A 25,275-nucleotide genomic window follows, 5' to 3' on the forward strand; every position below is an offset into this window, starting at 1 on the left:
GAGGGCGGGGACGTCCGTCATGACGCGCCTCCCGCCGCGGTCGCCGCGGCGGCCTCGACCGTCCAGAGGCGCGGCGACCCGTACCGCAGGCGCAGCAGGAAGCCGAGCACCCCGCTCAGGCCGTCGCCCCAGGTCGCCGAGACCTCGCCCTGCTCGTCGGGGAGGACGAGCCGGCCGTCGCGGTGCGCCCGCGCGGCGACGATCGTCCGGCCGAGCCGCCATGCCGCCGCGCGGTGCCGGTCGTCGCCGGTCAGCTCGGCCATGTCGAGCAGGAAGTCGCCGTTGCCCGACAGCCCGTGGCACTGCCCCAGCACGGCGCGCCACGCGTGGCGCGTCACGGCCCGGGCGGAGCGGTCGGCGGCCTCCAGGAAGCGCGCGTCGCCGGTGGCCGCGCCGAGCCGGACCAGGAAGCTCCCGATGCCGGACGCGCCGTGGCACCAGTACGGGGCGGTCGGCTCGTCGCCCGCCCCGGCGCCCCACATCGCCGTGTCCCGCTCGATGACGGCCGCGTCCAGCAGTTCCTCCCCGACGCGGACGGCGAACGCCCGGCAGTCGTCGCGTCCGGTGGCCTCCGCGCAGGCGAGCAGGAAGCAGCCGACGCCCGCGATGCCGTGCGCGAACCCGTAGTAGGACCGGCCCGCCAGCTTCGAGTCGACGTCGGCGGGGGTGCTCCAGACGAGCCCGCCCCCGCGCTCCTCGACCGTCCCGAGCAGCGCGTCGGCCGCGGCGTGGGCGCTCTCGGCGAACCGCGCCAGGCCGGTGCGGGCCCACAGGTGCAGGGCGGTCAGGCCGAGACCGGCCGTCCCGTGGGTCACGTCGGGGCTGGCGACCGCGGCCGGCAGCGTCCCGGCCACCGCGACGGCGTCCTCGACCAGGCGCCCGTCGCCGGTTTCCAGGCCCGCGTCGAGCAGCGACCACGCGACGCCGGCCGTGCCGAAGTACAGGCCGGGCGGACGGCTCGTCCCGTCCGCCGTCCGGGCGCGGATCCATCGGGACGCCGCGGCGATCGCCTCCGGAAGGCGCGGGTCGGCGGTGAGCCGCGAACATCGGACCAGGGCGCCCAGGCAGCCGGCGGCGCCCTGCTGCAGGGTGCACGGGTCGGGTGCGCCGTGGACGCACGACACCGGCCACAGCGCGTCCGGCGCGTCCGGGTCCATGGACGCGAGGAGTTCGGCGGTGATCCCCTCGATGACCCGCTCGACGGTGTCCCGCAGCCACGGGGTCTCGGCGTCGGCGGGAGCGCTCCGCCCGCGTGCGCCGGGGACCGCGAGCGCGTCGCGTGCGCGGGCGGTCGTCCAGCGGCGTCCGGGATCGTCCGCCATCAGCCCGGTCAGCATCGCCCGCAGGCGGCCGGGGAACTCCAGGCCCTGGGTACGGGCCGTCAGCCACTCTTCGAGCCGTTCGGCCGGCGTCCTGTTCTCCGGGTACTCGTCCAGGAGGTAGGGCGGTGCGCCGGTGAACAGGTAGCAGAGCGTCGCGCCGAGGCTGTAGTGGTCGGCGGACGGGTGCGGGGGCGCGCCCCCGAGCTGCTCGGGCGCCCCGAACGCGGGGGTGCCCGCGCGCAGCGGGCCGTCCTCCCCGTCGGCCACCGCGAGTTCGAGGTCGATGAGGACGGGGGCGCCGTCCGGGCGGACCATGATGTTGTTCGGGTTGAAGTCGCGGATGAGGAGTCCGGCGGCGTGCGCGTCGCCCATCAGCTCGACGAGGCGCCGCGCCATCCGCGTCGCGTCCGCGAGATGGTCGCCCCAGCCCGCCTCGACGATGCGCCCGGCCGCCCATTCCCGCAGCGGTTCGCCCTGGATCATCTCCTGCGCGAGGAACAGATGCCCGCCCTGCGGGAACAGTTCGACGAGGCGCGGTGCCAGCCCGCGGCCGCCCAGGCGTTCCAGGGCGCGGGCCTCCGCGCGCAGCCGGTCCCGGGTGTCGCGCCCCTCCAGGTCCGCGGCGACGTGCGGGCGCGCCTCCTTGATCACGACCGGTTCCCCGGTACGGCGATCCGCCGCACGGTAAACGCCGCCCTTATTGGAGTGACGGATCGCCTCCCGGACCGCGAAACGTTCCCCGAGCATTATTTCCCCGCCACGTGTCCGCCGGGTGCCGTTCATGCCGTTGTCGGGGAAGGGGGATGTCACCCAGGAGGGAGGCGTATACCTGCCGACGCGCCGATCTTCGACCGGTTTGCCGTCCGGGTCGAGGATCGTCCACGCATAAAAGCCGTCATTGGTGAGCCGCCGCTCTTCGACGAAAGCCCCGTAGCGATAGTGCACGAGGCTGTCCGGCGCGTACGGCCGGTCGGAGAGGACGCGCGGTCCCGGCAGCCCCTTCGTCGCCTCGTGCAGTTCGCGCGCGATCCGCACGGCTTCCGCGTCGCTCTCGGGGTACACCGTGATGAACTTCCCCGAATGGCCGCGCGAGGTGTTGCGCGCGTTCAGCGCGGCGACGAAGTCGACGCTCGCGGCGAACTTGAACACCGACCCGGATTCCAGCAGCACCCGCAGGGCCCGTCCGAGGACCTCCTCCGCGGACGCCGGCGTGGCCGAGACGTGCAGTTTCCAGCCCTGCGGGCGCCGCGGCGCCCCCTCCGGGACGACCGAGCACCAGATGCCGGAACGTCCGACCTTCCACCGTCCGGGGGCGTCCGGCAGGGCCCGCGTGAGGACGTCGACCAGAGGAGCCTCTCCAGCGTCCGCGGCCGTCACGGCCGTGAAGACACTGAATTTGAAATCCACCATAAATGATCTCCGCCACTCACGTTCGTCGATGAAACGCCCACGGAAAGACCGAGATCATTTCGATCCGTCCCGTTCACCCTCGAGCAGCCACAATGTAACCACTGACCCCGCATCGGGTCCAGGGGTCATTTGGGTCCGCCCTGTCCACATCAGGACCGGCATCGACCTTGACTCGACTGAGATCTTGACTTTCAAGTAATGATCTACTCGAAGCGTCATGGTCCATGTCCAATTCGCCTTCTTTGTCCGGTCGAGGCCGAGATCTGACACCCTCACGGAAAGGCGGAGAACGATAGCCGGAGTGACTTCTGACTCTTGTTTGTCCGACTTTGTCGCGAATGAAGGAAATGCCATAACCGGGGGTCGGCGAGACCGCGGACGGGGCATTCGGCGCCGCGCACGGCCGCGCACCGCTGAAGCGGCGGCCGCACGGCCCGGCCGACCGCGTTCCGTCACCGACCGCTCACGGCACCGCACGACGGCACCGCACGACGACACCGCACGACGGCACCGCACGACGGCGCGCGCCGCCTCCCGGACGCGCGCCCGGCGCATCGCACCCCAATAGAACGTGTTCTAGTATTGACCGGAAGGTCGACTGGACACGTGTCCAGATGGTTCCGCGGTCATCGGAGGCGCCCCCAATGAACGACGAAGCACCGGTCCTGCTGGTCGAGGACGCCGACCGCGTCCGTTCGATCACCCTCAACCGCCCTGAGGCCCTCAACGCGTTCAACGAGGCCCTGTACGACGCGCTCACCGACGCGCTCCTCGAAGCCGCCGAGGACCCGGCGGTGGCGGTGGTGCTGCTGACCGGCACGGGCCGCGCCTTCAGCGCCGGTACCGACCTCGTGGAGATGGGCGAGCGCATCGCGAACCCGGACTTCCGGCCCGGACGACACGGCTTCATCGGCCTCGTCGACGCGCTGGAGGCGTTCGACAAGCCGCTGATCCTCGCGATCAACGGGCTCGGCCTGGGCATCGGGCTGACCGTCATCGGATTCGCGGATCTGGTCCTCATGTCCGACGACGCGCGCCTGAAAACGCCGTTCACCAGCCTGGGCGTCGCGCCGGAGGCCGCGTCGAGCTACCTGCTGCCCCGCCTGATCGGCCGGCAGAACGCCGCGTGGATCCTGCTCTCCGCCGAGTGGATCTCCGCGGCGGAGGCGAAGGAGATGGGACTGGTCTGGCGGGTCTGTGCGCCCGCCGCCCTGACGGCGGAGGCGCGGCGGGTCGCGGTCACGCTCGCGAGCCGTCCGATCTCGAGCCTTCGTGAGGTCAAACGCGACATGACCGCGCCGCTGCGGGAGGAGATCCGGCGGGCCCGGGAGCGGGAGAACGACGGCTTCCGGCGGCTCATGGGCGGTCCCGCGAACGTCGAGGCGCTGACGGCCTTCGCGGAGGGCCGCGAGCCCGACTTCACATCGCTGCCGCCCGGCTGACGACGCGGGACGCCGCCACGGCGCCGGGCGTCCATGACGTGCCCGGCGCCTCGATCCGCGCACCGGACGAAACGAGCACCCCGTCCCCGCTTTGTTGGAATTTTCGATCCGCGCAGGTCAAGCGGGCCTGTTCCTGATCGGTGAGAATTGCACCCGCAAGCCGCTTTCCTCGAACGTCCAGGTAGGCGGCCCGGTCCGATGCGGTGATCACTGAAAGCAGCGGATCCGGTGCCGGAAGTTCCCGGCGGAACGCTCTTCTCAAGTGTTGATCTTGAACTTATGATCCACACCACAGCGCGCGACAGGACGCGTTGTTCCGCGATAGGCACCCATGCAGAAGGTGGAGCAGGCGAAACAGGCCCCGCAGGCCAAGAAGATCAAGCTGGAGATCAAGCGTCTGGAGAAGGTCGAGACGACCGGTCTCCGCAACCACGGCTGATTCTCCCCGAATGTGGGGCCGGCCGGGTCGCGGCCCGGCCGGCCCTCCCGGCCGACGATCGGAAGGCTCCCATGCGGTTTCCCCGAATAAAGCGCGTCCATCAGCCCCTGGCGCTGCCCGGCGACCGCATCCTGATCGGCCTGATGCAGCACGGCGTCGCGGCCGAGATCCAGGACGACGCGGACGGCGGGATCGCCCGGCTCATCGGCCTCATGGACGGCACGCGCACGGTCGACGAGGTGTGCGACGCGTTCGCCGTCACCCACCCCGGCGTCGACCGGGAAAGCGCCCGCGAGGTGATCGAGGATCTGGTCGAGGGCGGTTTCGTCGAGGACGCGGGCGCTCCCCTGCCCGGCAACCTGACCGACGACGACGCCGCCCGCTACGAGTCCGCCCGCAACTTCTTCGCGTGGATCGACACCGCGCCCCGCAGCTCGCCGTACGAGGCCCAGTCGAAGATCAAGGACGCCGAGGTCGGCCTGCTCGGCCTGGGCGGCACGGGAACGGCGGTGGCGGCCGGGCTGGTGTCCAGCGGCATCGGCGCGCTGCGCGTCGCCGACTTCGACGTGGTCGAGGAGTCCAACCTCACCCGCCAGCTCCTCTACACCGAGCACGACATCGGCCTGCCCAAGGTCGACCGCGCCGTGGAACGGCTGTCCGCCATGAACGGCCGCGCGAAGGTGACCGGCGACGTCCTCAAGGCGGACGGGCCCGACGGGATCGCCGCGCTGATGGACGGCTGCGACGCGTTCGTCCTGTGCGCCGACGAACCCGATCCCGACATCATGTTCTGGACGAACGAGGCGGCGCTGCGGACCGGCACCCCCTGGTTCGTCAGCCTCTATACCGGGCCGATGGCCGTGGTGGGCGGGCTGGTGCCGGGCGAGACGGGATGCTGGGCGTGCCTGCGCCGCCAGGAGGACCGGCGCGAGTTCAAGGCCCACAGCCGGTCGCTCACCGAGGAACGCCCGAACGCGGTGATCGCCGCGAGCGCCAACATCAGCGGGCACCTGTGCGCGCTGGAGGTGCTCTACCACCTCGCGGGGCTGCCCGCCCAGGCGCGCGGCAAGGTCTTCCACTGGAACTACGCCATGTGGGACCACTCGTACTCCATCGAGATCCCCCACGACGACGACTGCCCCGCCTGCGGGACGCCGTGACCGCCGTCGTCTTCCACCCGCTGGTGATCCGCCCGGACGACGACGATCCGGACGCGGTCGTCGTCGGACGGCTGCGGATCGGGGAGTTCGTGGAACTCCCCGCCGTGTACGGGGACGCGATCACGCTGCTGCGCGAGGGCCTGACGGTCGGCGCCGCCGAGGAGCGCATCGCGGCCGAACACGAGGTCGAGGTCGACCTCGCCGAACTCGTGGAGGCCCTCGGCGACCTGGGCTTCGTGCGCTCCATCGACGGAGATCCGCTCCCGGACCCGGCCGAGCGGGCACCGCGCAGCCACTTCGCCCGGCTCACCGAGCGCAACGTCGCGTGGCTGTTCGGTCTCCCCGCCAAGCTCGTCTGGCTGGCGACGATCGGCGCGGCGCTCGTCACGCTCGCCCTGCGGCCCGCCCTGCTGCCGGGCTACTCCGACTTCTTCTGGGGCGACTACGTCGGCCTCACCGTGCTGGTCAACACGGTGATGATGTCGATGTCGATCAGCGTGCACGAGCTGATGCACCTGATGGCGGCGCGCTCGCTGGGCGCCCCGGGACGCATCGGCTTCGGCACGCGCCTGCACAACCTGGTGGCCCAGACCGACGTCACCGGGGTGTGGGGGGTGCCGCGCCGGTCACGGTACCGCGTCTACCTCGCCGGACTCGCGTGGGACGCGTTCCTGATGGCGTCGCTGGTCCTGCTGGTCGCGCACGCCGGCCTGCCGCTGTCGGCCGAGGCGATCCTGCGGGCGCTGGTCGTCACCGTCCTGATGACGATCCCGTTCCAGCTCCAGGTTTACATGCGCACCGACCTGTACTTCGTGCTGCGCGAACTCTTGCGCACCCGCAACCTTTTCGACGACGGCCTGGCCTACGCCCGATACCTGCTCGCCAGGCTGACGGACGCGGTGCGCAGACGCGCGAGCACCGGCCCGGACCCGACGACCGGCCTGCCCCCGCGCGAACGCCTCGCCACCCGCGTCTACTCCGTCTTCCTGGTGCTCGGCGCCACCGTCACCCTCGCCTCGGCCGCGCTGTTCGGCGCCCCCATCGTCATCGCGGCCTCCGTCCGCGCGATCGAAGGCGTGGCCGGCGGCTTCACCGGCGGGTCCGCGCTCCAAGCCCTGGACTCGGCGCTGCTGATCCTCATCGAGGGCGGCATCCAGATCCTCTTCCTGGTCGTCTTCGTCCGCACTCACCGCCACTGGTTCCGCCGCCGGAGCCGTGCCGTCCCCGCCCCGGCCGGCGATGGCCCCGATGACGTCCCGAGCCCGGCGGCCCCGGGGACGCAGGTGGGCGGACGCACGGTCGACTCGTAATCGCCGCACGCTCACGAAAGGGTCTGTCCAATCTGATTGGGCAGACCCGAAGGGCTGCCGTCCCAAGCGGATCACGATGACCGATCGCCGTTTCCATGGAACACAAGAATGCCGTCTTCGCCATAGACAACTGCTCGCCAAAATGGTATTAGATTCAACTTCCGCAACACTGGAAACACAGACGTAAAAACTTTTTCACACAGAGGTAACAGGGCGTCCTTACGGTCGCGTCCATGCAACTTTCACCACGTGATCAGGACAAGCTCCTGATCTTTGTGGCTGCCGAGGTGGCCCGTCGCAGGCGTCAGCGCGGTTTGAAGCTCAACCATCCCGAGGCGGTCGCGCTCATCGCCGCCGAACTCATGGAAGCGCCCGCGACGGGCGGTCGGTCGCCGAACTGATGGCTTACGGAACCACGATCCTCGGCCGGGACGACGTCATGGACGGTATCCCGGAGATGGTTCGGGAAGTGCAGGTCGAGGCGACGTTTCCCGACGGGACCAAGCTGGTGACCGTCCATGACCCCATCGTCGCGGACACGATCGCGGACACGGACACGAACACCGACACCCGCACGGACACGGACCCGGACGCGGCCGCGTCCGGCGAGCCGGTCTCGGGCACGTCCCGGACGGAGGCGGTCTGATGGTCCCCGGGGAGATGCTGCCCGCCGAAGGCCCGGACGTGACGGTCAACGCGGGACGCGAGCCGGTGGCGGTGACGGTCGCCAACATCGGCGACCGCCCGATCCAGGTGGGCAGTCACTTCTGTTTCTTCGAGGTCAATCGCGCGCTCCGCTTCGACCGCGAGCGGGCCTACGGGATGCGGCTGGACGTGCCGGCGGGCACGTCGGTGCGGTTCGAGCCCGGGGACGAGCGCGAGGTGCGGCTGGTCCCGCTCGCCGGGCGGCGCGTGGTGCGCGGGCTCAACGGGCTGATCGACGGCGCGCTCGACGACCCCGCGGTCCGGCGGCGCGCCCTCCGGCGCGCCCGGGACGGAGGCTTCCTGGAGGTGGCCGGTGAATGAGCTGAGCAGAGTCCGGCATGGCGCCCTCGTCGGCCCGACGACCGGCGACCGGGTCCGGCTGGCGGACACCGAGCTGGTCGTGGAGGTCGAGCGCGACCTGACGGTCGCGGGCGAGGAACCGGTTTTCGGCGGCGGCAAGACGGTCCGCGACGGCATGGCCCAGAGCGGCCTGACGCGTGCCGAGGGCGCCCTCGATCTCGTCATCACCAACGCGCTGGTCATCGACCACTGGGGCATCGTCAAGGCCGACATCGGGGTCCGCGACGGCCGGATAGCCGGGATCGGCAAGGCCGGTAATCCCGACATCATGGACGGGGTCACTCTCCCGGTGGGCCCCTCCACCGAGATCATCGCGGGCGAGGGCGCCATCGTGACCGCGGGCGGCATCGACAGCCACATCCACTTCATCTCCCCGCAGCAGGCCACCGAGGCGATCGCCTCCGGGGTGACGACCATGCTCGGCGGCGGCACGGGCCCGACCGCCGGGACGAACGCGACGACCTGCACCCCGGGCGAGTGGAACGTCCACCGGATGCTAGAAGCCGTCGAGGCGCTGCCGCTGAACTTCGGCTTCCTCGGCAAGGGCAACTCCGCCAACCCGGCCGCGCTGCGCGAGCAGATCGTGGCGGGCGCGTGCGGGCTGAAGCTGCACGAGGACTGGGGCTCGACCCCGCAGGCGATCCGTACCTGCCTGTCGGTGGCGGACGAACTCGACGTGCAGGTCGCGATCCACACCGACACCCTCAACGAGGCGGGCTTCCTCGAAGACACGCTCGCCGCGTTCGAGGGACGGACGGTGCACACCTACCACACGGAGGGCGCCGGAGGCGGTCACGCGCCCGACATCATCCGCGCCTGCGGCCACCCGAACGTGCTGCCCAGCTCGACCAACCCGACCCGTCCGTACACCGTGAACACCGTCGACGAGCATCTCGACATGCTCATGATCTGCCACCACCTGAGCCGGGACGTGCCGGAGGACGTCGCGTTCGCGGAGAGCCGGATCCGGGCGGAGACCATCGCCGCCGAGGACGTCCTCCACGACATCGGCGCGTTCAGCATGATCGCCTCGGACTCCCAGGCGATGGGCCGCGTCGGCGAGGTATGGATCCGTACGTGGCAGACGGCCGACAAGATGAAGCGCGAGCGCGGGGCGCTGCCGCCCGACCCGGATCGGCACGACAACGAGCGGGTGAAGCGCTACGTCGCCAAGGTGACCGTCAATCCCGCGGTGACGCACGGCATCGCCGACGAGGTGGGGTCGGTGGAGCCGGGCAAGCTGGCCGACCTGTGCCTGTGGAAGCCGGCGTTCTTCGGCGTCAAGCCCCATGCCGTGCTCAAGGGCGGCCTGATCGCCTACGCGCAGATGGGCGACGCCAACGCGTCGATCCCGACCCCCGAGCCGGTGTTGCCCCGGCCGATGTTCGGCGCCCACGGCGCGGCCGTGGCCGCCACCTCGGTCACCTTCCTGTCCCAGGCGGGTGTGGACGCCGGTGTGGCCGGGACGCTCGGCCTGCGCAAGAGGGTCGTGCCGGTGCGCGGCACCCGCCGGCTGAGCAAGGCCGACATGGTGCGCAACGACCTGCTGCCCGACATCGAGGTCGACCCCGAGACCTACGTGGTGCGCGTGGACGGCGAGCCGGTGACCTCGCGGCCGGCGGCGGAACTGCCGCTCGCCCAGCGCTACTTCCTGTTCTGAGGAGGGCCGCGATGATGCCGCCGCCGCTGCTGGCGTTGCTGCAGGTGTCCGACAGCGCCTTCCCGACCGGCTCGTTCAGCCATTCGCAGGGGCTGGAGGGCCTCGTCACGGCGGGCCTGGTGAGCGATGCCGAGGGGCTGGAGGACACCGCGATCGGTTACCTGGGCGCGCTCGCGACGTCCGACCTGCCCGTGCTGCGCGGGGCGGCCGAGGCGCGTTCGCTGGACTCCCTCCTCGCGCTGGACGGCGCGCTGGCGGCCGCGCGGCTCGCCCGCGAGCAGCGCGCGGCGAGCGCGGCCACCGGCCGGACGCGCGCTGCTCGACGGCGCCGCCGCGCTCGGCCGCGACGATCCCCGGCTGACCGGGTTCCGCCGGGCGGTGCGCGCCCGCACGACGCCCGGGGGCCACGCCGTGGCGTTCGGGCTGGTCACCGCCGCCCTGCGCGTCCCGGTGCAGGACGCGCTGCTCGGCTACGCCTACGCGGCCTGCGCCGCGTTCGTGGCCGCCGGGCAGAAGCTGCTGCTCCTCGGGCAGCGCGCCGTCCAGCTCGTCCTGTTCGGCCTGCACCCGCACATGGCCGCGGCCGTGGAGGCGAGCAAGGACGTCGACCCGACCGAACCGTACGCTTTCGATCCGCTCCTGGAGGTCGCCTCGATGACGCACGAACGCCAGACCGGCCGGATGTACATCTCATGACGCCGCTCAAGCTCGGCATCGGCGGGCCCGTCGGCTCGGGGAAGACGGCGCTGGTCGCGGAGCTGTGCCGGCGGCTGGGCCGCGAGCTGGAGATCGCCGCGGTGACCAACGACATCTTCACCCGCGAGGACGCGGAGTTCCTCATCGCCGCCGCGGTGCTGCCCGAGGGACGCGTGGCCGCGGTGGAGACCGGAGGGTGCCCGCACACCGCGATCCGCGACGACGTGTCGATGAACCAGATCGCCCTGGACGACATGCAGGCGCGTTTCCCCGACCTGGATCTGGTGTTCGTGGAGAGCGGCGGCGACAACCTCACCGCCTCGTTCAGCCCCGACCTCGTCGACGCCTCGATCTATGTGATCGACGTCGCCGGAGGGGACAAGGTCCCGCGCAAGGGCGGGCCCGGCGTCACCCGCTCCGAACTGCTCGTGATCAACAAGGTCGACCTGGCGCCCGCGGTGGGCGCGGACCTGTCCGTCATGGACCGCGACGCCCGCCACCTGCGCGAGGACGCACCGCTGATCTTCACCTCGGTGGCGCACGGAGACGGTATGGAGGAGGTAGTGGCATGGGTGCGTACGGCCGTCCGGCAACGCAGGTGGCCGATCGCCGCGTCGACGCTGCGCGGGAACGGGGCACACCACCATCACCACGGGCACCAGCACCACGGGCCCCGCTGAGCGGCCAGCACGGCGGTTGCGCGGTGCGGCTCGCCCGGCACGGTGACACGACCCGCGTGGTGTACCGGTTCGCGTCCCAGCCGTGGGGTTCGGTGCACGCGACCCGCCCGGACGCCTCCGGCATGCCCGAGGTGCAGCTGACGAATCCGGGCGGGGGCGTGCTCGGCGGCGACCGTCTCGACCTCGACGTCGTCCTGGAGCCGGGCGCGCACGCCACGGTCTGCACCCAGGGCGCCACCAAGGCGTACCGGGGCGCGCGGGCCGCGCAGCTGACCCGGTTGTCGGCGGCGCGGGGAGCCGTGCTGGAGTACGTTCCCCACCACGTCATTCCCTTCGCCGGGGCGCACTGGCACCAGCGGACCGTCATCGACCTGGCCGCCGACGCCCGGCTGCTCGCCTGGGACGCGCTGGCGGCCGGGCGGGTCGCCCGCGGGGAACGCTTCGCCTTCGAGCGGCTGTCCGGCCGGACGGTGATCGAACGGGACGGCCTGCCGCTCGCCGTCGACGGCTGCGAACTCCACGGCGGCCGGGAGGCGTTCGCCGGTTTCTCCTACCTGGCGACCGCCTACGTCGCGGCGCCGGAGGGGCTGTCCGCCGTCGCCGACCGGATACACGAGGCCGTCGGCGCGATTCCCGGCACGCTGGCCGCGGCCAGCCACCCCGCCGAGGGACTGGTAGTCACGCGGATCCTGGCCCGCACCGCGCCCGCGCTGGGCCGCGCGCTCGGCGCCGTCCGGACGGTCGGCCGGGCCGCGCTCGGTCTGGGCCCCGCACCACGGGAGGTGTGGTGAGCACCGCTTTCCTCACGCACGTCGACGGAGTGATGCCGCGCTGGTCGCGGTGGCTGGAGTCGCGGCCCGTACTGGACTTCGTCGACTACGGCCTGCGCGGCGTCGGCCAGGTCGTCTTCATGAACAACCCCGTCACCGGCCTGCTGATCCTCGTCGCCCTGTGGTGGACGTCCGCCTGGCTCGGCTTCGCGGCGCTCCTCGGGCTGGTCGCCTCGACGGGGACGGCGCTGGCGCTGGGCTTCGACCGCGGCGCCGTCCGCGCCGGGCTGTTCGGGTTCAACGGCGTGCTCACCGGGTGCGGGCTCGCGGTCTTCCTCGCCGGGGAGTTCCGGCCGGGCGCCGTGGTCTACATCGTCGCGGCGGCCGCGGTGAGCACGGTGGTCACCGCCGCGCTGACCCGGGTCCTGCTGCCGACGCTCGGGGTGCCCGGGCTGACGCTGCCGTTCAACGTGGTCACGCTGGCGTTCCTGCTCGCCTCCTTCGGTTTCGTCACCGGAGATCTCGACCCGGCGGCCGTCGAACCGCGGCTGCCCGCGGTCGGTGACGAAGTCGACCGGGCCCTGCGCGGCGAGCGGGGAGCCGTCGACGGGACCGCCGACACGGCCATGGCGCTGCTGGGCGCGCTGTTGCGCGGCGTCGCCCAGGTCTTCCTGTCCGGGAGCGCGGTGGCGGGCGTGCTCATCGTCGCGGGAATGGCGGTGTGCTCGCGCGTCGCCGCCGCCCGCCGCGGTCGCCGGCTCGCTGACCGGGCTGCTCACCGGGCTGGCCGTCGGCGCCGACGGCCTCGCCGTCCACCAGGGACTGTGGGGCTACAACTCCGTGCTGTCGGCCGTCGCGATCGCGGGCATGTTCTACGTCCTCACCTGGTCGAGCGCGATGCTGGCGGCGGCCTGCGCGACGGTGACCGCCGTCGCCCTCCCCGCGGCCGCGACGCTGCTCGCGCCCGTCGGGCTCCCCGCCTTCACACTGCCGTTCTGCCTGATCACGCTCGTCTTCCTGCTGGCGGGGAGCGCCGGTTCCCGCCTGCTGCCGGTCAAGGTCGAGCAGGCCACCACACCCGAACGGCACCGCGAACGGCTTTCCGTCGGGGAGTCGGGCAACAGGGCATGAACGTCCCGGCCCGCGTCCGTCCACTTCAGCGGACGATCGGCACCAGGTAGCGCCGCGCGAAGGCGCGCGCCCCTTCGTCGTCCAGGGGGATGTGCCCCGCCGGGGTCAGCAGCAGCGACTGGGTGAGCCGGACGAGGATCTCGGCGACGACCTCCGCGTCGAAGTCGCCCGCGTCCCCGTGCCGCTGGGCGGCGCGCAGCCGGCGGGCGAGGTAGCCGCGGGCGGCGGCCAGCAGCGGCCCCGCCCGTCCGGTGGCGTGCGGGAGCAGCACGTCCGGTTCCAGCACCATGAGCCGGTTCAGCAGCCGCTGCTCGCGGCTGATCCGCAGCACGGTGACGAAGCCCTCGACGAGGCGCCCCTCCAGCGTCTCGAAGGCGGCCACCGACCGGTCGAGCTCGTCGAAGAAGCGCCGGGCCTCGCGCAGCAGGACCCCGGTCACCAGGTCGTTCTTGCCGGGGAACCGGCGGTAGACGGTGGCGCGGCCGAGCCCGGACGTGCGGGCGACGTCGTCCATCGTGGTGCGGCGCAGTCCGAACGTCGTGAACAGTTCGAGGGCGGCGTCGAGGATCCGGTCCGCCTGGGGGCCGGAAGCGGCGCCGGACGGCTCGGCGAGCAGCCCGCCCAGCACCGCCTCTTCGGTGTGCGCGGCGGCCGGTCCGGCGGCGTCTTCCTCGTCCTTCATGCCGCGCCGAGCCTACCGCCCGAGGCGGGGCGCGCAGCAGCGCGCGGGCGGCGACCGGCGAGTACCGCAGCGGCCCGGCCATCCCCCGGTCGGCCGTCCGCAGCGCGGCGGCGGCCCGGCGGAACCGGCGCTCGTCGGCGGCCGACCACGGCAGCCCGAACCGCTCGCGCAGGACGGGCGGCAGGGCGCCGATGCCGGCCTTGCGCAGCACGGCGGTCGTCGGCACCGCGATCCCGGACCAGGCCGGGTCCGGCAGGCGCCAGGCCGGCGGTGGCGGAAGCGGCCGCTTGTCGAGGTCGATGAGCAGCCGGACGGTGTCGTTGTACTCCAGGCGGTCTTGGACCATGGCGTCGAAGTACTCCCGGAAGGCCGCGGGGTCGGCGGGAATGTGGCGCTCGGTGATGCCGAGGGCCAATGCCAGATCCCGCCATTCACCGAACAGGACCTTCTCCCTGACCGGCGGGATCGGACGGCCGAACAGCCGCTGGGTGTGCACCATGCCGTGGAAGAGCGTGGCGTGGACCCACAGGTACGCCTCCGGGTTGAGCGCGTGGTAGCGGCGCCCCTGGTCGTCCACTCCCTTGATGTCCTTGTGCAGTTCGCGGAGCCGCGCCGCCTCCGCGCGGCCCCGTTGCGGCCCCCGGTACCCGAGGAAGTCGAACGTCGATTCGAGGGTGCGCGTGAGCCGTCCCCACCGGTCCTCAAGGAACCCGGAGTGCTGGCCGACCCCCGCCCCGACCACCGGGTGGGCGACCTGCAGCAGCAGCGTGGCGCGGCTGAGCAGCGCGCCGCGCCAGTCGCCCGCGTACCGCCAGGTGAGCGACTCTGATCCCGGAATCGCGCCCGCGGCGCGGAGACGATCGTCGAGAGCGGTCATGCCGACCTCCGTGAGACGAACATACTAATTTCGTCTCACCATCTCACATCGGGGTCAGGTAGCGCACGAGCATGGCGACCAGTTCGTTCTCGAACGCGTCGACGTTCTCCAGGTCGGTGTCGGCGGTGAAGCGGTGGACCTGGGACTCGATGGACGTCACCACCAGGCGCGCCGCCATGGGGACGTCGGCCACCGTGACCCGCGGGTCGGCGTCCAGCAGCGCCTCGGCGGCCGCGACGGCGCGCAGTTGCGACGCGTGGAGGAAGTCCAGCAGTTCGGGCGGACGCGGCGCTTCCTCGAACAGCACGCGGTGCAGGGACGGGTCGTCGCGGTGGTTGTCGATGGCCGCGCGAACGAACAACCGGATCTTGTCGTCCAGGAGGTCCGGGAGCGCCCCGCCGTCCAGGAGCCGGTCGACGGCGGCGACCCCGGACCGGGCGTGGGCGGCCGACAGCTCCACCAGAATGGCGTCCTTGTTGGGGAAGTACTGGTACAGCGACCCGATCGAGTGCCCGGCGGCCTCGGCGATGCGGTTGGTCGTGCCCGCGCGGTAACCGTGTTCGGAGAAAACGCGAGCAGCCGCGTCCAGCAGCCGCTGCCGCGTCTCGACGGCCCGCTGCTGACCTGGTCGTTTCCTGGGCCGAAGCCGTTTGTCCGGCACTGGCGCAACCTCCTGAAAAGCGAGTAGCCGGGGCACCCGACGGCCGCCCACAATCGTGGTCGGGCAACCCTAACCCGCAGCTTGGAGACGCCATGAAGACCGTCCATGTCCGGACCGAACTGCCCACGACCGCCGACCGCGTCTGGCGGGCGATGCAGCATCCCGCCTCGTTTCTCTATGTCACGCGGGGGCTTTTCGGCTTTCCCGCATTGTTCGGCCGTACCGACCCGATTCGAGAGGACGAGTGCGGAACCGGATGGCTCATGCTGTTCCATCTGATCCCGCTGTCGCGCCACACCATCCACGTGGTCGAGGTCGACCAGGACGCCCGCACATTGCGTTCGCGCGAGCACGGCGGTTTTCTGCGGGCCTGGAACCACACTTTGCACGTCGAGCCGTCCGGTGACCATTCGTGCACCTACAGCGACACCGTCGACATCGACGCCGGTCCCCTCACCGGTCTCGTCGCCCTCGCGGCATCGGGGATCTACCGCTACCGCCAGCGCCGCTGGCACCGGCTCGTCCACCGCCACCTGCTTCCCTCCGGTCCCCGTTACGCCCGCCCGGCCGCCGCGATGCGAAAGATCAAGTCCGGAGCGAGTCGAGGCCCTACGATGAATGCCGGTGAGCCACGGTAGGAGGCCGGGAATGGAATTGGACGAGCAACTCGCTGAACTGGGGATCGATCCGAACGTCCCCAGCGTCGCGCGAATGTACGACTACTACCTGGGCGGCAAGGACAATTACGCCTCCGACCGGGAGGCCGCCGACCGGGTGCTCGAAGCGATGCCGTACGTCCTGGAATTCACCCGCGCCAACCGTGAGTTCCTCTCCCGGACGGTCGCCATGCTGGCCGAACGCGGGGTGCGGCAATTCCTCGACATCGGTTCCGGGCTGCCCACCCGGGAGAACACGCACCAGGTCGCGCAGCGAGTGGCGCCCGACGCGCGCGTCGTCTACGTCGACAACGACCCGATCGTGCTCGTGCACGGGCGGGCGCTGCTGGCCGACGGCTCGCGCACCACCGTGCTCCAGGCGGACGTGCTCGACCCGGACGGCATCATGGACCACCCGGAGGTACGCGAACGGTTCGACTTCTCCGAACCCATCGCCGTGCTGATGCTCGCCATCCTGCATTTCGTCCCGGACGCGCGCGCCCCGCCGAGCTCGTCGCGCGGCTGCGCGAACCGCTGGCCCCCGGCAGCCACCTGGTCATCTCGCACGGTTTCCTGGGAGAACGGGACGCCGACAAGGAAGGCGACGTCCGCGACCAGTACGGGCGGACGGGCGCCGGCGACATCATCCCGCGCACACGCGAGGAACTCCTCGGGTTCTTCGAGGGCACCGAAGTGCTTCCGCCCGGTCTCGTCCCGGTGAGCGACTGGCGGCCGGACGCCGGGTTCTTCGAACCGGACATGAGCAGGACCGGCTTCCTCGGCGGGGTCGGGAGGATCCGCTGATGGCCGCCGACGCGCTGCCGATGGACTTCCTGCTTTCCGAGGAGTTCGCCCGCGACCCGTACGCCCGGTACGCGAAATTGCGCGCCGAAGGGCCGGTGCACCGCATCGACTTCCCGCCGGGCGCCGAGGCGTTCCTGATCGTCGACCACGAGCACGGGCACGCCGCGCTGAACGACCCGCGGCTGTCGAAGGACACCGCGCACAGCTCCGTGCCCGTCGACCCCGCGCCGTACTTCGGCGGCACCATGCTGGGGATGGACCCGCCCGACCACACCCGGCTGCGCGGGCTGGTCGCCAAGCGTTCACCCCGCGACGGGTGGAGGCGCTGCGCCCCCGCGTCGAGCAGCTCACCGACGATCTCCTGGACGGCCTGTCCGGCACCGTCGACCTGTTGGAGTCGTTCGCCGTCCCGCTGCCGATCCAGGTCATCTGCGAACTGCTCGGCGTCCCGCCGGAGGACCGCGCCGACTTCCGTGCCTGGACGACCGTGATGACCGCGCCCGCCGCCACCGCCGCGGCCCTCGAACGGCGCCGCGAGGTCGCCGGCCTGTTCACCGGCTACCTCGCGGGGGTCGTCGCCGAGCGCCGCGCCGATCCGCGGGACGACCTGATCAGCGCCATGGTCCAGGCCCGCGACGGGGACGCCGCGCTCACCGACCCCGAACTGCTGAACACGATCGCGCTGCTGCTCATCGCGGGCCACGACACGACCGTCAACCTCATCGGCAACGGTGTCCTGGCCCTGCTGCGGGCACCCGACCAGCTCGAACTCCTGCGGTCCCGGCCCGACCTGCTCCCCGCCGCCGTGGAGGAGCTGCTGCGCTTCGACGGGCCGATCGAGCGCGCGAGCCAGCGCATCGCGCTGGAGGACATGGAGATCGCCGGGGTGCGCGTCCCGCGCGGCGCCTGGGTGCACGTCTCGCTGGGCGCGGCCGGTCACGACCCCGCCGTCTTCGACGACCCCGGCAAGCTGGACGTCGCCCGCACACCGAACCGGCACGTCGCGTTCGGGCACGGTGTGCACTTCTGCCTGGGCGCGCCGCTCGCCCGCCTCGAAGGCCAGGTCGCGATCGGCGCGCTGCTGGCCCGGTTCCCCGGCCTCGCGCTCGCCGTCCCGCCGACCGAGCTGCGCCGCCACCGGGAGGGGTCGATCGTCCGCGGCTTGGTGAACCTTCCCGTCCGGCTATGACGTGAAGCAGGGCCTGGATGCCGCCCGGGGACGGGCGGCATCCAGGCAGGTCAGTCGCCGTAGCCGAGGACGGCCTTGGTTTCGAGAAACTCCTCGAAGCGGGCCCGGGCCCGGTCGGCGTCGCCGGAGAGGTAGCCCGACAGGCCGTAGACGGTGTCGTTCCGAGCGGACGACCGACGGACCGTGATCGTCGTCCACCGGACGTCCCAGCGGGCGAAGAGGTCACGCGGCTCGTCCTCGACGGCCGCTGACACCGGCCGCCTCCGGCCGTCCGTCATGGCTCTCGGTCGGGCGCCTCGCCGCTCCTGCGCCGGCGGCGGACCGGGCCGCGGGCGAGCCTGTCGTCGTGCTTGAAGCCCTCGGTGTCGAAGCCGACGACGGTGTCGCGCAACTGGCGCAGATTGCCCTGCTCGAAGTACAGCGAACGCAGCTTGTATTCGCTGACCGCGCGGGGAAAGCGCAGCGCGGCCTCCTGGTCGAGCCCGAGCTCCGCCCCGCGCCGACGGCCCCAGTGGACGTCGTCGATCGCCTCTTCGACCTCCTTCAGCCGCGCGTCGATGACGGCGAGCACGGTGTCCATCGGCGCCTTGTCGCCGAGGTAGACGCGCAGCAGCACCGAGTTCTTCACGACGACCGTCTCTTCGGGCGGGCTCGTCGACACCCACCGGGTGAGGACGCGCTCGCCTTCCGCCGTCGTCTGGTAGACCTGCGACCGGCGCACCTGACCGATGGCGATCTCGCGTTCCTCCACCAGCCCCATGTCCAGCAGGCGGCGCAGTTCGCGCCGGATGTGGCTCACGGCGGGCGACCAGTAGAAGTGCTGGAACGCGAAGTCGGCGCGGACCTTGATCTCGCTCGGTGTCAGTTCCTCGTCGTTGACCGAGAGGATGCCGAGGACGGCGTAGGCGGTCGCCGGGAGCGCCTCGCCGGGCTCGGCGGAAGCGCCGCCGGGATCGTCAGTCATGTGCACGAGCCTAGAACCGGTGGCCGGACGTTCACGCCGGGTCCCGCCCCGCCGTCGCGGCGGGGCGGGTCAGTTCTCGTCGGACACCACACCGAGGTACGTCCCGTAGACGCGCGAACGCCGGCCGTCCAGCCGGACCTCCCCGAGTTCCCGGCTGCGCGGGGTGAGCTCGGGACGGTCCGCGGGGTCCGCGTCGGACGGCAGCACGCTGAAGCGAACGTGCACCGGCCGGGAGGTCGCCGGGTCGGTGATGCCGACCCAGACGACCGTGCAGCCCTTGTCCTCGTCCGTCTCCACCCGCGTCACCAGGTGCCGGGAGGTCAGTTCCACGAGCGTGTGCTCGGCGGTGAGGTCGAACCGCACCGGCATGCACAGTTCGCCCCGGCGTGGGGGGACGCAGAGCGTGACGGCCTGCATCGTTCTCCTTTCAGAGCCCCGCGGGGCGCGTCCCGATCACCTGTCGCGCCGCAAGTCCGTCGATCTCGCCGGGGGTGAGCCCGAGGAGGCCGGTGAGGATCTCGCGGTTGTGCTCGCCCAGCGTGGGGGGCGGCGACACCCGCGCATCGGCGCCCGCCGAGCGGAACGGCAGGCCGGGGGCGAGGTACTCGCCCGCCACCGGGTGGACGATCCGTTGCCAGAACCCGCGCGCGGACAGGTGCGGGTCGTCGAGCAGTTCGTCGGCGGCGGCGACGCGGGCCGCCGCCGCACCGGCCGACCGCAGCAGGGAGACCGCCTCGTCCGGTTCGCGGCCGACGGTCCAGGCTTCGATCAGCGCGTCGAGTTCGTCGGCGGCGGCCCGCCGTCCGGCTTCGGTGGTCAGGTCGGCGCGGCCGGTCAGGTCCTCGCGTCCGAGCAGGCCGGCCAGGCCCTTCCACGCGGCGTCGTCCTGGACGGCGAGGGCGACCCAGCGGTCGTCGCCCGCGCACGGATAGACGCCCTGCGGTGCGGCGCCCGGGCCGCGGTTGCCGTCGCGGCGCGGTTCGGTGCCGTGCGCCGCTTCGAGGACGGCTTCGGCGGCCACGTTCAGTGCGGCCTCGACCATGGTGGCCTCCACCTGCATGCCGCGGCCGGTCGCGTCGCGGACCTCCAGCGCGGCGAGCGCCGCGAACGCGGCGTGCAGGCCGGCGATCGGGTCGCACACCCCGCGCGGGATCAGCGGGGGCCCGTCGGCGTGCCCGGTCATCCAGGCCATGCCGCTGGCCTGCTCCATGGTCTGGGCGAAGCCGACGCGGTCGCGCCACGCCCGTCCAGTCCGAACGCGGGCATCCGCACCATCACGGCACGGGGGTTGGCGGCCCGGACGCGGCCCAGTCCAGGCCGAGGTTGCCCATCACCCGTGGTGAGAAGTTCTCCACGACGAGGTCGGCGGTGGCGACGAGACGCAGCGCGATGTCCCTGGCCTCGGGTTCGCTCAGCTCCAGCGTCAGGCCCCGCTTCCCGCCGTTGCACGCCAGGAAGACCGGGCCCCACTCCCACCAGCGCTCCCAGGTCGGCGGACGGCCGCCGGAGAAGCGCATGCCGTCGGGACGCCGCAGGCCCTCGACCTTGATGACGTCGGCGCCCAGCGCGGCGAGGGTGTACGTCGCGGTGGGCCCCGCCCAGAACGCCGTGAAGTCGACGATCCGGACGCCCTCCAGCGGACGGCCCGGCGCCCCGGTCTCCTTGCCCCGTGCCGGGCGAGGGTTCCGGTTCGGCCGTCCGTCGTGTTCGCCGAGCGCGGGGACGCGTCCGGGTGCGGCGGTCTCCAGGGCGTCGCCGCGGTACGGCGGCCGGGGCTGCGGCACACCGGCGCCGTTCGGGACGAACACGCCCCGTTCGCGGAAGTGGTCGATGCCGGTGACCGTGCCGGGGGTGCCGATCGGGGCGACCGGTATCCGCATCGCCGCGGCGAGTTCGACGATCTCCTCGGTCGTCCGGTCCGCGGCCCAGCGGTGCACGATCTCCAGGAACTCATCGCGGCGCCGGAGCCGTCCGGCGAACGAGGCGAGGTCGGCGTCGTCGGCGAGGTCGGGGCGTCCGATCATCACCAGGAAGTCGGAGAACTGCAGGGCGGTGATCGTGCAGAATCCGACCAGGCCGTCGGCCGTGGGGACGATCGAGGGCAGTTCGAGCGTGCGTCCGGCGATCGCGCGGTCGTCGCCCAGCACGCTGGCGGTGACCGCGCCCAGGCCGCCCATCGTGACGATCATCGCCTCGAACACCGAGAGGTCGATGAGGTCGCCGTGCCCGGTGCGGGCGGCGCGGCGCAGCGACGCGGCGCCGCCGATACGGCGCCGTAGACGCCGCCGACCCACTCGCCGATCCGCCCGCCCGCCTGCAGGGGCGTCTCGTCCGGCCAGCCGCGCCCGCCGATCGACCCGCACATCGCCTGCAGCACGAACTCGTTGACCGCCGTGCCGTCCGCGACGTACGGGCCGTCCAGTCCGAGCGGCCGGATCGACAGGACGACGGTGGACGAGCCGTCGGGCAGGAGCGCGTGCAGTTCGCGTGCTCCCCAGCCGGGCCGTTCCCCGTCCGAGACGAGCAGGTCCGCGCCGCCGAGCAGGTCGGCGGCGGGCGACTCGGCGACCGTCGAGCGTTTGCCCGCGTTGAGGTAGCCGAACAGCGGCCCGTGCCCGTCCGGCGGGACGTCCGCGCCGGACGCGCTCCAGCGGCGCATCGGGTCCCCGCCGGGCGGCTCGATCTTGACGACGTCGGCGCCCGCGTCGGCGAACATCTTGCCGCAGTAGGACGCGGCGATCCCCGCCGACGCTTCGATCACGCGGAGGCCGCCGAACGGGCGGCGCCGTCCCGTGCCCGCCGCGCCGCCGTTACTCGGCATCGGCGGCCTGTGCCGTGCGCGCCTGCCCGAAGCGGGTCATCCGGGCCCACGCCTCGCGGTCCCGTTCGGACGCCTTCCGGCCGACGTGGGTGACGACGTCGACGTCGGCGGCCTGCTCGCGGAGCCGTCCCGCGGTGGCCCGTTCCTTCGGCACGTGCCGGAACGGATCGAACGAGTAGGCCCGCATCGCGTTCTCGTGGGTGATCTTGTTGATCACGTCGTCGGGCAGGTGGCCCATGGTCTCGATGACGTCCTCGGGGGCGAAGGGCCAGTTGGAGTCGGAGTGCGGGTAGTCCGATTCCCAGAAAACGTGGTCCGCGTTGAAGTGCTCCATCAGCTTGACGCCGATCTTGTCGCTGATGAAGCACGTGTACAGGTGCTTGCCGAAAACGTCGGCCGGACCGGAGTAGCCGTCGGGGAACGTCGCGTTCGTCCAGCCCGAGTGACGGTCGAGGACGTGCTCCGACCGCCACAGGAAGTACGGGATCCAGCCGATGTCGCCTTCGGTGATGGAGAACTTCAGGTCGGGGAACCGGCCCCAGAACTCGGCCCAGACGAGTTCGGTGAGCGTCAGCATGCTCATCATCGACGACGTGGTCATCGCGACGCTCGGCGGCGCGTCCGACGAGGTCAGCGCGCCGGAACTGCGGGACGCCGAGCCGATGTGGCAGCACAGGACGGTGCCGTTGTCGGACGCGGCCTCGAACAGCGGGTACCAGTGGTCGGTGTGGATGCTGGGCATGTTCAGGCCCTCGGGGTTCTCCGAGAACGTCACCGCGTGGCAGCCCTTGTCCGCCAGCCGCCTGATCTCCTTCGCCGCCTCCGCGACGTCGAACAGCGGCAGGATGCCGCACGGGATGAAGCGTCCGGGGTGGGCGCCGCACCACTCGTCGACGTGCCAGTCGTTGTACGCCTTGATCATCATCAGGTTGACGTCGCGGTCCGGGCCCTGGTTGAGCACCTGCCCCGAGAAGCCCGTCCAGTTCGGGAAGTTCAGGCCGGCGAGCTGCCCGCCCGCGTTCATGTCCCGGACGCGCTCGTCCACGTTGAAGCAGCCGGGACGCATCTCGTCGTAGCTGGACGCGTCGATGTTGTACATCTCCCGGGGCTTGCCCGCGACGGCGTTCAGCCCCATGTTCCGTCCCCGCAGGTCACCGTAGTACCACTGCTGGACGCCGCCGGGCTCGATGACCACCCGCGGCGCCCGGTCCCTGTAGCGCGGTGGCACGTGCGCCTCGAACATGTCCGCAGGCTCGGCGATGTGGTCGTCGACACTGATCAGGATGAGATCGTCCTTGTGCACTCTGGCCTCCGTGCGTCGTTGTGCCGTCGCCGTCTCAGTCGCTCGCGGGCAGCGGCCTGGCCTCCTTGAGCACCAGGTCGGTGTCGCCGTCGCCGAGCGTGCCCTCCCCCGCGGCCGTCACGAGGATCTCGAGCGTCTCGTCGGCGGGGTGCGTGTAGCGCTTGCCGAGCACGGACCCGCCGGTCTTGCCGGGCACGGCCGCGGGCCCGCCCGTGCTCTCCGCGTCGCGCGCGACCATCGGAACGCCGCCGCACAGCAACCGGACCTCGCCCGCCCCGGCGCGGACGACGATCACCTCCGTGGTGCAGACCTGGCTCTTCAGGCGCAGGCCGGCCCGCAGGCCGACGCCACCGTCCAGACTCATCGCCGGCTCCTCTCCAGGGGACGAAGGCTTCCGGAGCCCCTCGATTTTGTGACGCGCCTCACCAGTACAACCAGAACTATTAGTCTCAGTCAAGAGCGCGGGCGGCCGGACCACTGATGGAGTATTGAGTCATATATCCATCCAAGTCGGGAGTCTCTCACCCGTCGGCACCATTGACGGAGCGTCCGCAACTCGGTCTACTAGTCCCAAATTCCGGTGAAAGGATCACTGTGATGAGCCCCTCCCGCGCCGCGATCGTCGGGGTCCACAACACGGCACAGGCCCGGAGACTGGAGGGCGCGACCAGTCATGCGCTGGCCATCGAAGCCGCCCTGGGCGCGCTCGCCGACGCCGGCCTCGCCCCCGCGGACGTCGACGGGGTGAACGCCGAGCCCGACTGCGCGGGCCTGATCTACGACCTGTCCCTCGGCCCCGCCTGGCAGGGGCGGCAGTTCGGGACCGCGGCCGTTCCGGAGGCGGTGCACGCCGTCGAGGCGGGCGAGGCCGACGTCGTCCTGCTCGTCGCGGCCGCCGCGGGCGCTACCTCGACCACGCCTCGACCGCCCCGTGGACGCGTCCCGAGAACGAGTTCGTCGCGCCCTGGGGACTGTTCACCGCCGCCGAGTTCGCCCTCGTCGCCCGGCGCCACATGATCACCTACGGCACCACCCCCGAGCAGCTGGCGACGGTCGCCGCGACGATCCGCAACAACGGCCATCGCAACCCGGACGCCTGCTACCACGGCCGGGGCCCGTTCAAGCCCGCCGACGTCCTGGCCTCGCGGATGGTCGCCGACCCGTTCCATCTGCTCGACTGCTCCATGACGTCCGAAGGCGGATGCGCGCTCGTCATCGCCTCCGCCGACCGGCTCGCCGACGTCGCGGGCACCCCGATCTACCTGCTCGGCTCGGGGTCGGACCACTTCGGCCCCTCCTACCGGTATCCGCCCGCCTGGGACCTCGGCGGACGGCGCGGCGGGCCGGTGAACGGCCGGGTCGGCGCGCGGGCGGCCGATCTCGCGTTCCGCCGCGCGGGCATCACCCGCGACGACGTCGACGTGCTCGAACTCTACGACCCGTTCTCCTTCGAGATCATCCGCCAGCTGGAAGCCTTCGGCTTCTGCGAGCCGGGCGAGGGCGGCCCGTTCGTCGAGGACGGCCGCATCGGCATCGACGGCAGCCACCCGGTCACGACCGACGGCGGCCTGATGTCCTTCAGCCACGCCGGTGCCGCGCCCCAGCTGTTCCAGCGCGTGATCCGCGGAGTGCAGCAGCTCCGCGGCGAGGCCGGGCCGCTGCAGGTGCCGGGCGCCGAAGTCGCGCTCTGCAGCGGCGGCGGGGCCGGAGCGCTGTTCAACAGCATCGCGATCCTGGGAAAGGAGCCCGCATGACCACCCCGTCCGTACCGCTCGTCCCCCAGCATGCAGAGCTGCCGCACGCCCGTCCAGGCCCGCTCACCCGCCCGTTCTGGGACGGCTGCGCGGCCGGGGAACTCCGCTTCCAGCGCTGCCGGGCCTGCCGGAATGCGCAGTTCCCGGCGGCGGAGGTCTGCCGCGACTGCCTGGGGCGGGACCTCGCCTGGGAACGCGGCGCCGGTACCGGGACGCTCTACAGCTGGACCGTCGTGCACCGTCCGGTCACCCCCGCGTTCGAGGTGCCGTACGCCCCGGCGATCGTCGACCTCGACGAGGGCTACCAGATGATGACGAACCTCATCGGCATCGCCCCCGAAGCCATCACCCCGGACCTTCCCGTGGAGGTCGAGTTCCACAAGACGGGGGACGCCCTGTACCTGCCCTACTTCCGGCCGCGCGCGACCGTCTCCTGATTATTGTATTCAGTATAAAAACTAGCAGGCGGCGTGAACGAG

General features: G+C 71.9%; 25 protein-coding genes and 7 pseudogenes. 19 read left to right on the top strand and 13 right to left on the bottom strand.

Annotated features, from left to right (window positions below):
- Positions 1-17: 17 nt before the first annotated feature.
- Positions 18-2,732, bottom strand: a complete 2,715-nt coding sequence (lanL, locus tag BJF79_RS42850) for a class IV lanthionine synthetase LanL (protein WP_075906074.1) — start codon at positions 2,730-2,732, stop codon at positions 18-20.
- 644 nt (positions 2,733-3,376) lie between these two features.
- Here lanL and BJF79_RS42855 point away from each other — a divergent pair.
- A complete protein-coding gene (locus BJF79_RS42855; protein ID WP_075906076.1) occupies positions 3,377-4,174 on the top strand; it encodes an enoyl-CoA hydratase/isomerase family protein in 798 nt (265 codons plus the stop codon).
- Here BJF79_RS42855 and BJF79_RS54685 read toward each other — a convergent pair.
- Entirely contained in the window at positions 4,152-4,436 is a 285-nt protein-coding gene (locus BJF79_RS54685; protein WP_143220878.1) for a hypothetical protein, read from the bottom strand. The genes BJF79_RS42855 and BJF79_RS54685 overlap by 23 nt on opposite strands.
- A gap of 248 nt (positions 4,437-4,684) precedes the next feature.
- Here BJF79_RS54685 and BJF79_RS42860 point away from each other — a divergent pair, with 248 nt between their 5' ends.
- The 11 genes and pseudogenes from BJF79_RS42860 to BJF79_RS67935 all read left to right on the top strand — a co-directional run bounded on the left by BJF79_RS42860 (position 4,685) and on the right by BJF79_RS67935 (position 13,085).
- Complete coding sequence (locus BJF79_RS42860; protein WP_075906078.1) at positions 4,685-5,773, top strand: HesA/MoeB/ThiF family protein; 1,089 nt, start codon at positions 4,685-4,687, stop codon at positions 5,771-5,773.
- The gene (locus BJF79_RS42865; protein WP_075906080.1) at positions 5,770-7,083 is read left to right on the top strand and encodes a hypothetical protein; all 1,314 of its coding nucleotides are present in this window, start codon (positions 5,770-5,772) and stop codon (positions 7,081-7,083) included. Before BJF79_RS42860 ends, BJF79_RS42865 begins: the two co-directional genes overlap by 4 nt.
- Positions 7,084-7,316: 233 nt before the next feature.
- Positions 7,317-7,612: pseudogene (locus BJF79_RS42870) on the top strand (urease subunit gamma); the annotation flags it as partial.
- Positions 7,613-7,728: 116 nt separating this feature from the next.
- Positions 7,729-8,037: pseudogene (locus tag BJF79_RS42875) on the top strand (urease subunit beta); the annotation flags it as partial.
- 64 nt (positions 8,038-8,101) lie between these two features.
- Entirely contained in the window at positions 8,102-9,808 is a 1,707-nt protein-coding gene (gene ureC / locus BJF79_RS42880; RefSeq protein ID WP_075906084.1) for an urease subunit alpha, read from the top strand.
- A 14-nt stretch (positions 9,809-9,822) separates the two neighbouring features.
- A pseudogene (locus tag BJF79_RS67925) lies at positions 9,823-10,014 on the top strand (hypothetical protein); the annotation flags it as partial.
- On the top strand, positions 9,935-10,504 hold the full coding sequence (locus BJF79_RS42885) for an urease accessory protein UreF (RefSeq protein WP_075906086.1): 570 nt from the start codon (positions 9,935-9,937) through the stop codon (positions 10,502-10,504). The pseudogene BJF79_RS67925 and the gene BJF79_RS42885, both read left to right, overlap by 80 nt.
- A complete protein-coding gene (ureG, locus tag BJF79_RS42890) occupies positions 10,501-11,184 on the top strand; it encodes an urease accessory protein UreG (protein WP_075906088.1) in 684 nt (227 codons plus the stop codon). The genes BJF79_RS42885 and ureG overlap by 4 nt, the downstream gene beginning before the upstream one ends.
- A 23-nt stretch (positions 11,185-11,207) precedes the next feature.
- Complete coding sequence (locus BJF79_RS42895) at positions 11,208-11,975, top strand: urease accessory protein UreD (RefSeq protein WP_075906090.1); 768 nt, start codon at positions 11,208-11,210, stop codon at positions 11,973-11,975.
- A gap of 32 nt (positions 11,976-12,007) precedes the next feature.
- A pseudogene (locus BJF79_RS67930) lies at positions 12,008-12,682 on the top strand (urea transporter); the annotation flags it as partial.
- Positions 12,683-12,737: 55 nt separating this feature from the next.
- Positions 12,738-13,085, top strand: coding sequence for an urea transporter (locus BJF79_RS67935; RefSeq protein WP_410050218.1), 348 nt, complete (start codon positions 12,738-12,740; stop codon positions 13,083-13,085).
- Positions 13,086-13,110: 25 nt separating this feature from the next.
- Here the strand turns inward: BJF79_RS67935 and BJF79_RS42910 are convergent, their stop codons facing one another.
- The 3 genes and pseudogenes from BJF79_RS42910 to BJF79_RS42920 all read right to left on the bottom strand — a co-directional run bounded on the left by BJF79_RS42910 (position 13,111) and on the right by BJF79_RS42920 (position 15,305).
- The gene (locus BJF79_RS42910) at positions 13,111-13,767 is read right to left on the bottom strand and encodes a TetR/AcrR family transcriptional regulator (RefSeq protein WP_075906094.1); all 657 of its coding nucleotides are present in this window, start codon (positions 13,765-13,767) and stop codon (positions 13,111-13,113) included.
- A gap of 106 nt (positions 13,768-13,873) precedes the next feature.
- Positions 13,874-14,644 (bottom strand): annotated as a pseudogene (locus BJF79_RS67940) (oxygenase MpaB family protein); the annotation flags it as partial.
- A gap of 43 nt (positions 14,645-14,687) precedes the next feature.
- Complete coding sequence (locus tag BJF79_RS42920; RefSeq protein WP_143220880.1) at positions 14,688-15,305, bottom strand: TetR/AcrR family transcriptional regulator; 618 nt, start codon at positions 15,303-15,305, stop codon at positions 14,688-14,690.
- Between the two features lie 92 nt (positions 15,306-15,397).
- Here BJF79_RS42920 and BJF79_RS42925 point away from each other — a divergent pair, with 92 nt between their 5' ends.
- From BJF79_RS42925 to BJF79_RS64340, 4 genes and pseudogenes are all read left to right on the top strand, one after another.
- Positions 15,398-15,943, top strand: coding sequence for a hypothetical protein (locus BJF79_RS42925; RefSeq protein ID WP_075906098.1), 546 nt, complete (start codon positions 15,398-15,400; stop codon positions 15,941-15,943).
- Between the two features lie 73 nt (positions 15,944-16,016).
- Positions 16,017-16,765, top strand: a pseudogene (locus BJF79_RS42930) (SAM-dependent methyltransferase).
- The gene (locus tag BJF79_RS64335) at positions 16,765-17,256 is read left to right on the top strand and encodes a cytochrome P450 (RefSeq protein ID WP_262403438.1); all 492 of its coding nucleotides are present in this window, start codon (positions 16,765-16,767) and stop codon (positions 17,254-17,256) included. The pseudogene BJF79_RS42930 and the gene BJF79_RS64335 overlap by 1 nt, the downstream one beginning before the upstream one ends.
- Positions 17,257-17,384: 128 nt before the next feature.
- A complete protein-coding gene (locus BJF79_RS64340) occupies positions 17,385-17,954 on the top strand; it encodes a cytochrome P450 (RefSeq protein ID WP_262403445.1) in 570 nt (189 codons plus the stop codon).
- 50 nt (positions 17,955-18,004) lie between these two features.
- On the opposite strand, the gene BJF79_RS42940 is transcribed toward BJF79_RS64340, so the two are convergent.
- The 8 genes and pseudogenes from BJF79_RS42940 to BJF79_RS42965 form a co-directional block, all read right to left on the bottom strand.
- Positions 18,005-18,208 (bottom strand): hypothetical protein, encoded by a 204-nt coding sequence (locus BJF79_RS42940; protein WP_143220881.1) that lies wholly within the window; start codon positions 18,206-18,208, stop codon positions 18,005-18,007.
- Positions 18,209-18,228: 20 nt separating this feature from the next.
- Positions 18,229-18,918 carry a PadR family transcriptional regulator gene (locus BJF79_RS42945; protein ID WP_075906102.1) on the bottom strand — a complete coding sequence of 230 codons (690 nt, stop codon included), beginning with the start codon at positions 18,916-18,918 and terminating at the stop codon, positions 18,229-18,231.
- Positions 18,919-18,987: 69 nt separating this feature from the next.
- Positions 18,988-19,335, bottom strand: coding sequence for a hypothetical protein (locus tag BJF79_RS42950; protein ID WP_075906104.1), 348 nt, complete (start codon positions 19,333-19,335; stop codon positions 18,988-18,990).
- A gap of 10 nt (positions 19,336-19,345) precedes the next feature.
- A pseudogene (locus BJF79_RS64345) lies at positions 19,346-20,155 on the bottom strand (CoA transferase); the annotation flags it as partial.
- A gap of 37 nt (positions 20,156-20,192) precedes the next feature.
- Complete coding sequence (locus BJF79_RS64350; protein ID WP_262403439.1) at positions 20,193-21,212, bottom strand: CoA transferase; 1,020 nt, start codon at positions 21,210-21,212, stop codon at positions 20,193-20,195.
- Positions 21,104-21,739, bottom strand: a complete 636-nt coding sequence (locus BJF79_RS64355; protein ID WP_262403440.1) for a CoA transferase — start codon at positions 21,737-21,739, stop codon at positions 21,104-21,106. The genes BJF79_RS64350 and BJF79_RS64355 overlap by 109 nt, the downstream gene beginning before the upstream one ends.
- Positions 21,729-23,042, bottom strand: a complete 1,314-nt coding sequence (locus BJF79_RS42960; protein ID WP_075906106.1) for an amidohydrolase family protein — start codon at positions 23,040-23,042, stop codon at positions 21,729-21,731. Before BJF79_RS42960 ends, BJF79_RS64355 begins: the two co-directional genes overlap by 11 nt.
- 34 nt (positions 23,043-23,076) lie before the next feature.
- Positions 23,077-23,406, bottom strand: coding sequence for a hypothetical protein (locus tag BJF79_RS42965; RefSeq protein WP_075906108.1), 330 nt, complete (start codon positions 23,404-23,406; stop codon positions 23,077-23,079).
- Positions 23,407-23,639: 233 nt separating this feature from the next.
- Between BJF79_RS42965 and BJF79_RS64360 the strand changes: the two genes are divergently transcribed.
- Genes BJF79_RS64360 through BJF79_RS42975 form a run of 3 tightly spaced genes read left to right on the top strand, consistent with a single transcriptional unit; the run spans position 23,640 to position 25,233 of the window.
- On the top strand, positions 23,640-24,059 hold the full coding sequence (locus BJF79_RS64360; protein ID WP_262403441.1) for a hypothetical protein: 420 nt from the start codon (positions 23,640-23,642) through the stop codon (positions 24,057-24,059).
- Positions 24,056-24,796: a thiolase family protein gene (locus tag BJF79_RS64365; protein WP_262403442.1), complete on the top strand. Its 741-nt coding sequence runs from the start codon at positions 24,056-24,058 to the stop codon at positions 24,794-24,796. Before BJF79_RS64360 ends, BJF79_RS64365 begins: the two co-directional genes overlap by 4 nt.
- Positions 24,793-25,233 carry a Zn-ribbon domain-containing OB-fold protein gene (locus BJF79_RS42975; protein WP_075906110.1) on the top strand — a complete coding sequence of 147 codons (441 nt, stop codon included), beginning with the start codon at positions 24,793-24,795 and terminating at the stop codon, positions 25,231-25,233. Before BJF79_RS64365 ends, BJF79_RS42975 begins: the two co-directional genes overlap by 4 nt.
- Positions 25,234-25,275: the final 42 nt, after the last annotated feature.

It is taken from the genome of Actinomadura sp. CNU-125 (assembly GCF_001942465.1).
GTDB lineage: Bacteria > Actinomycetota > Actinomycetes > Streptosporangiales > Streptosporangiaceae > Spirillospora.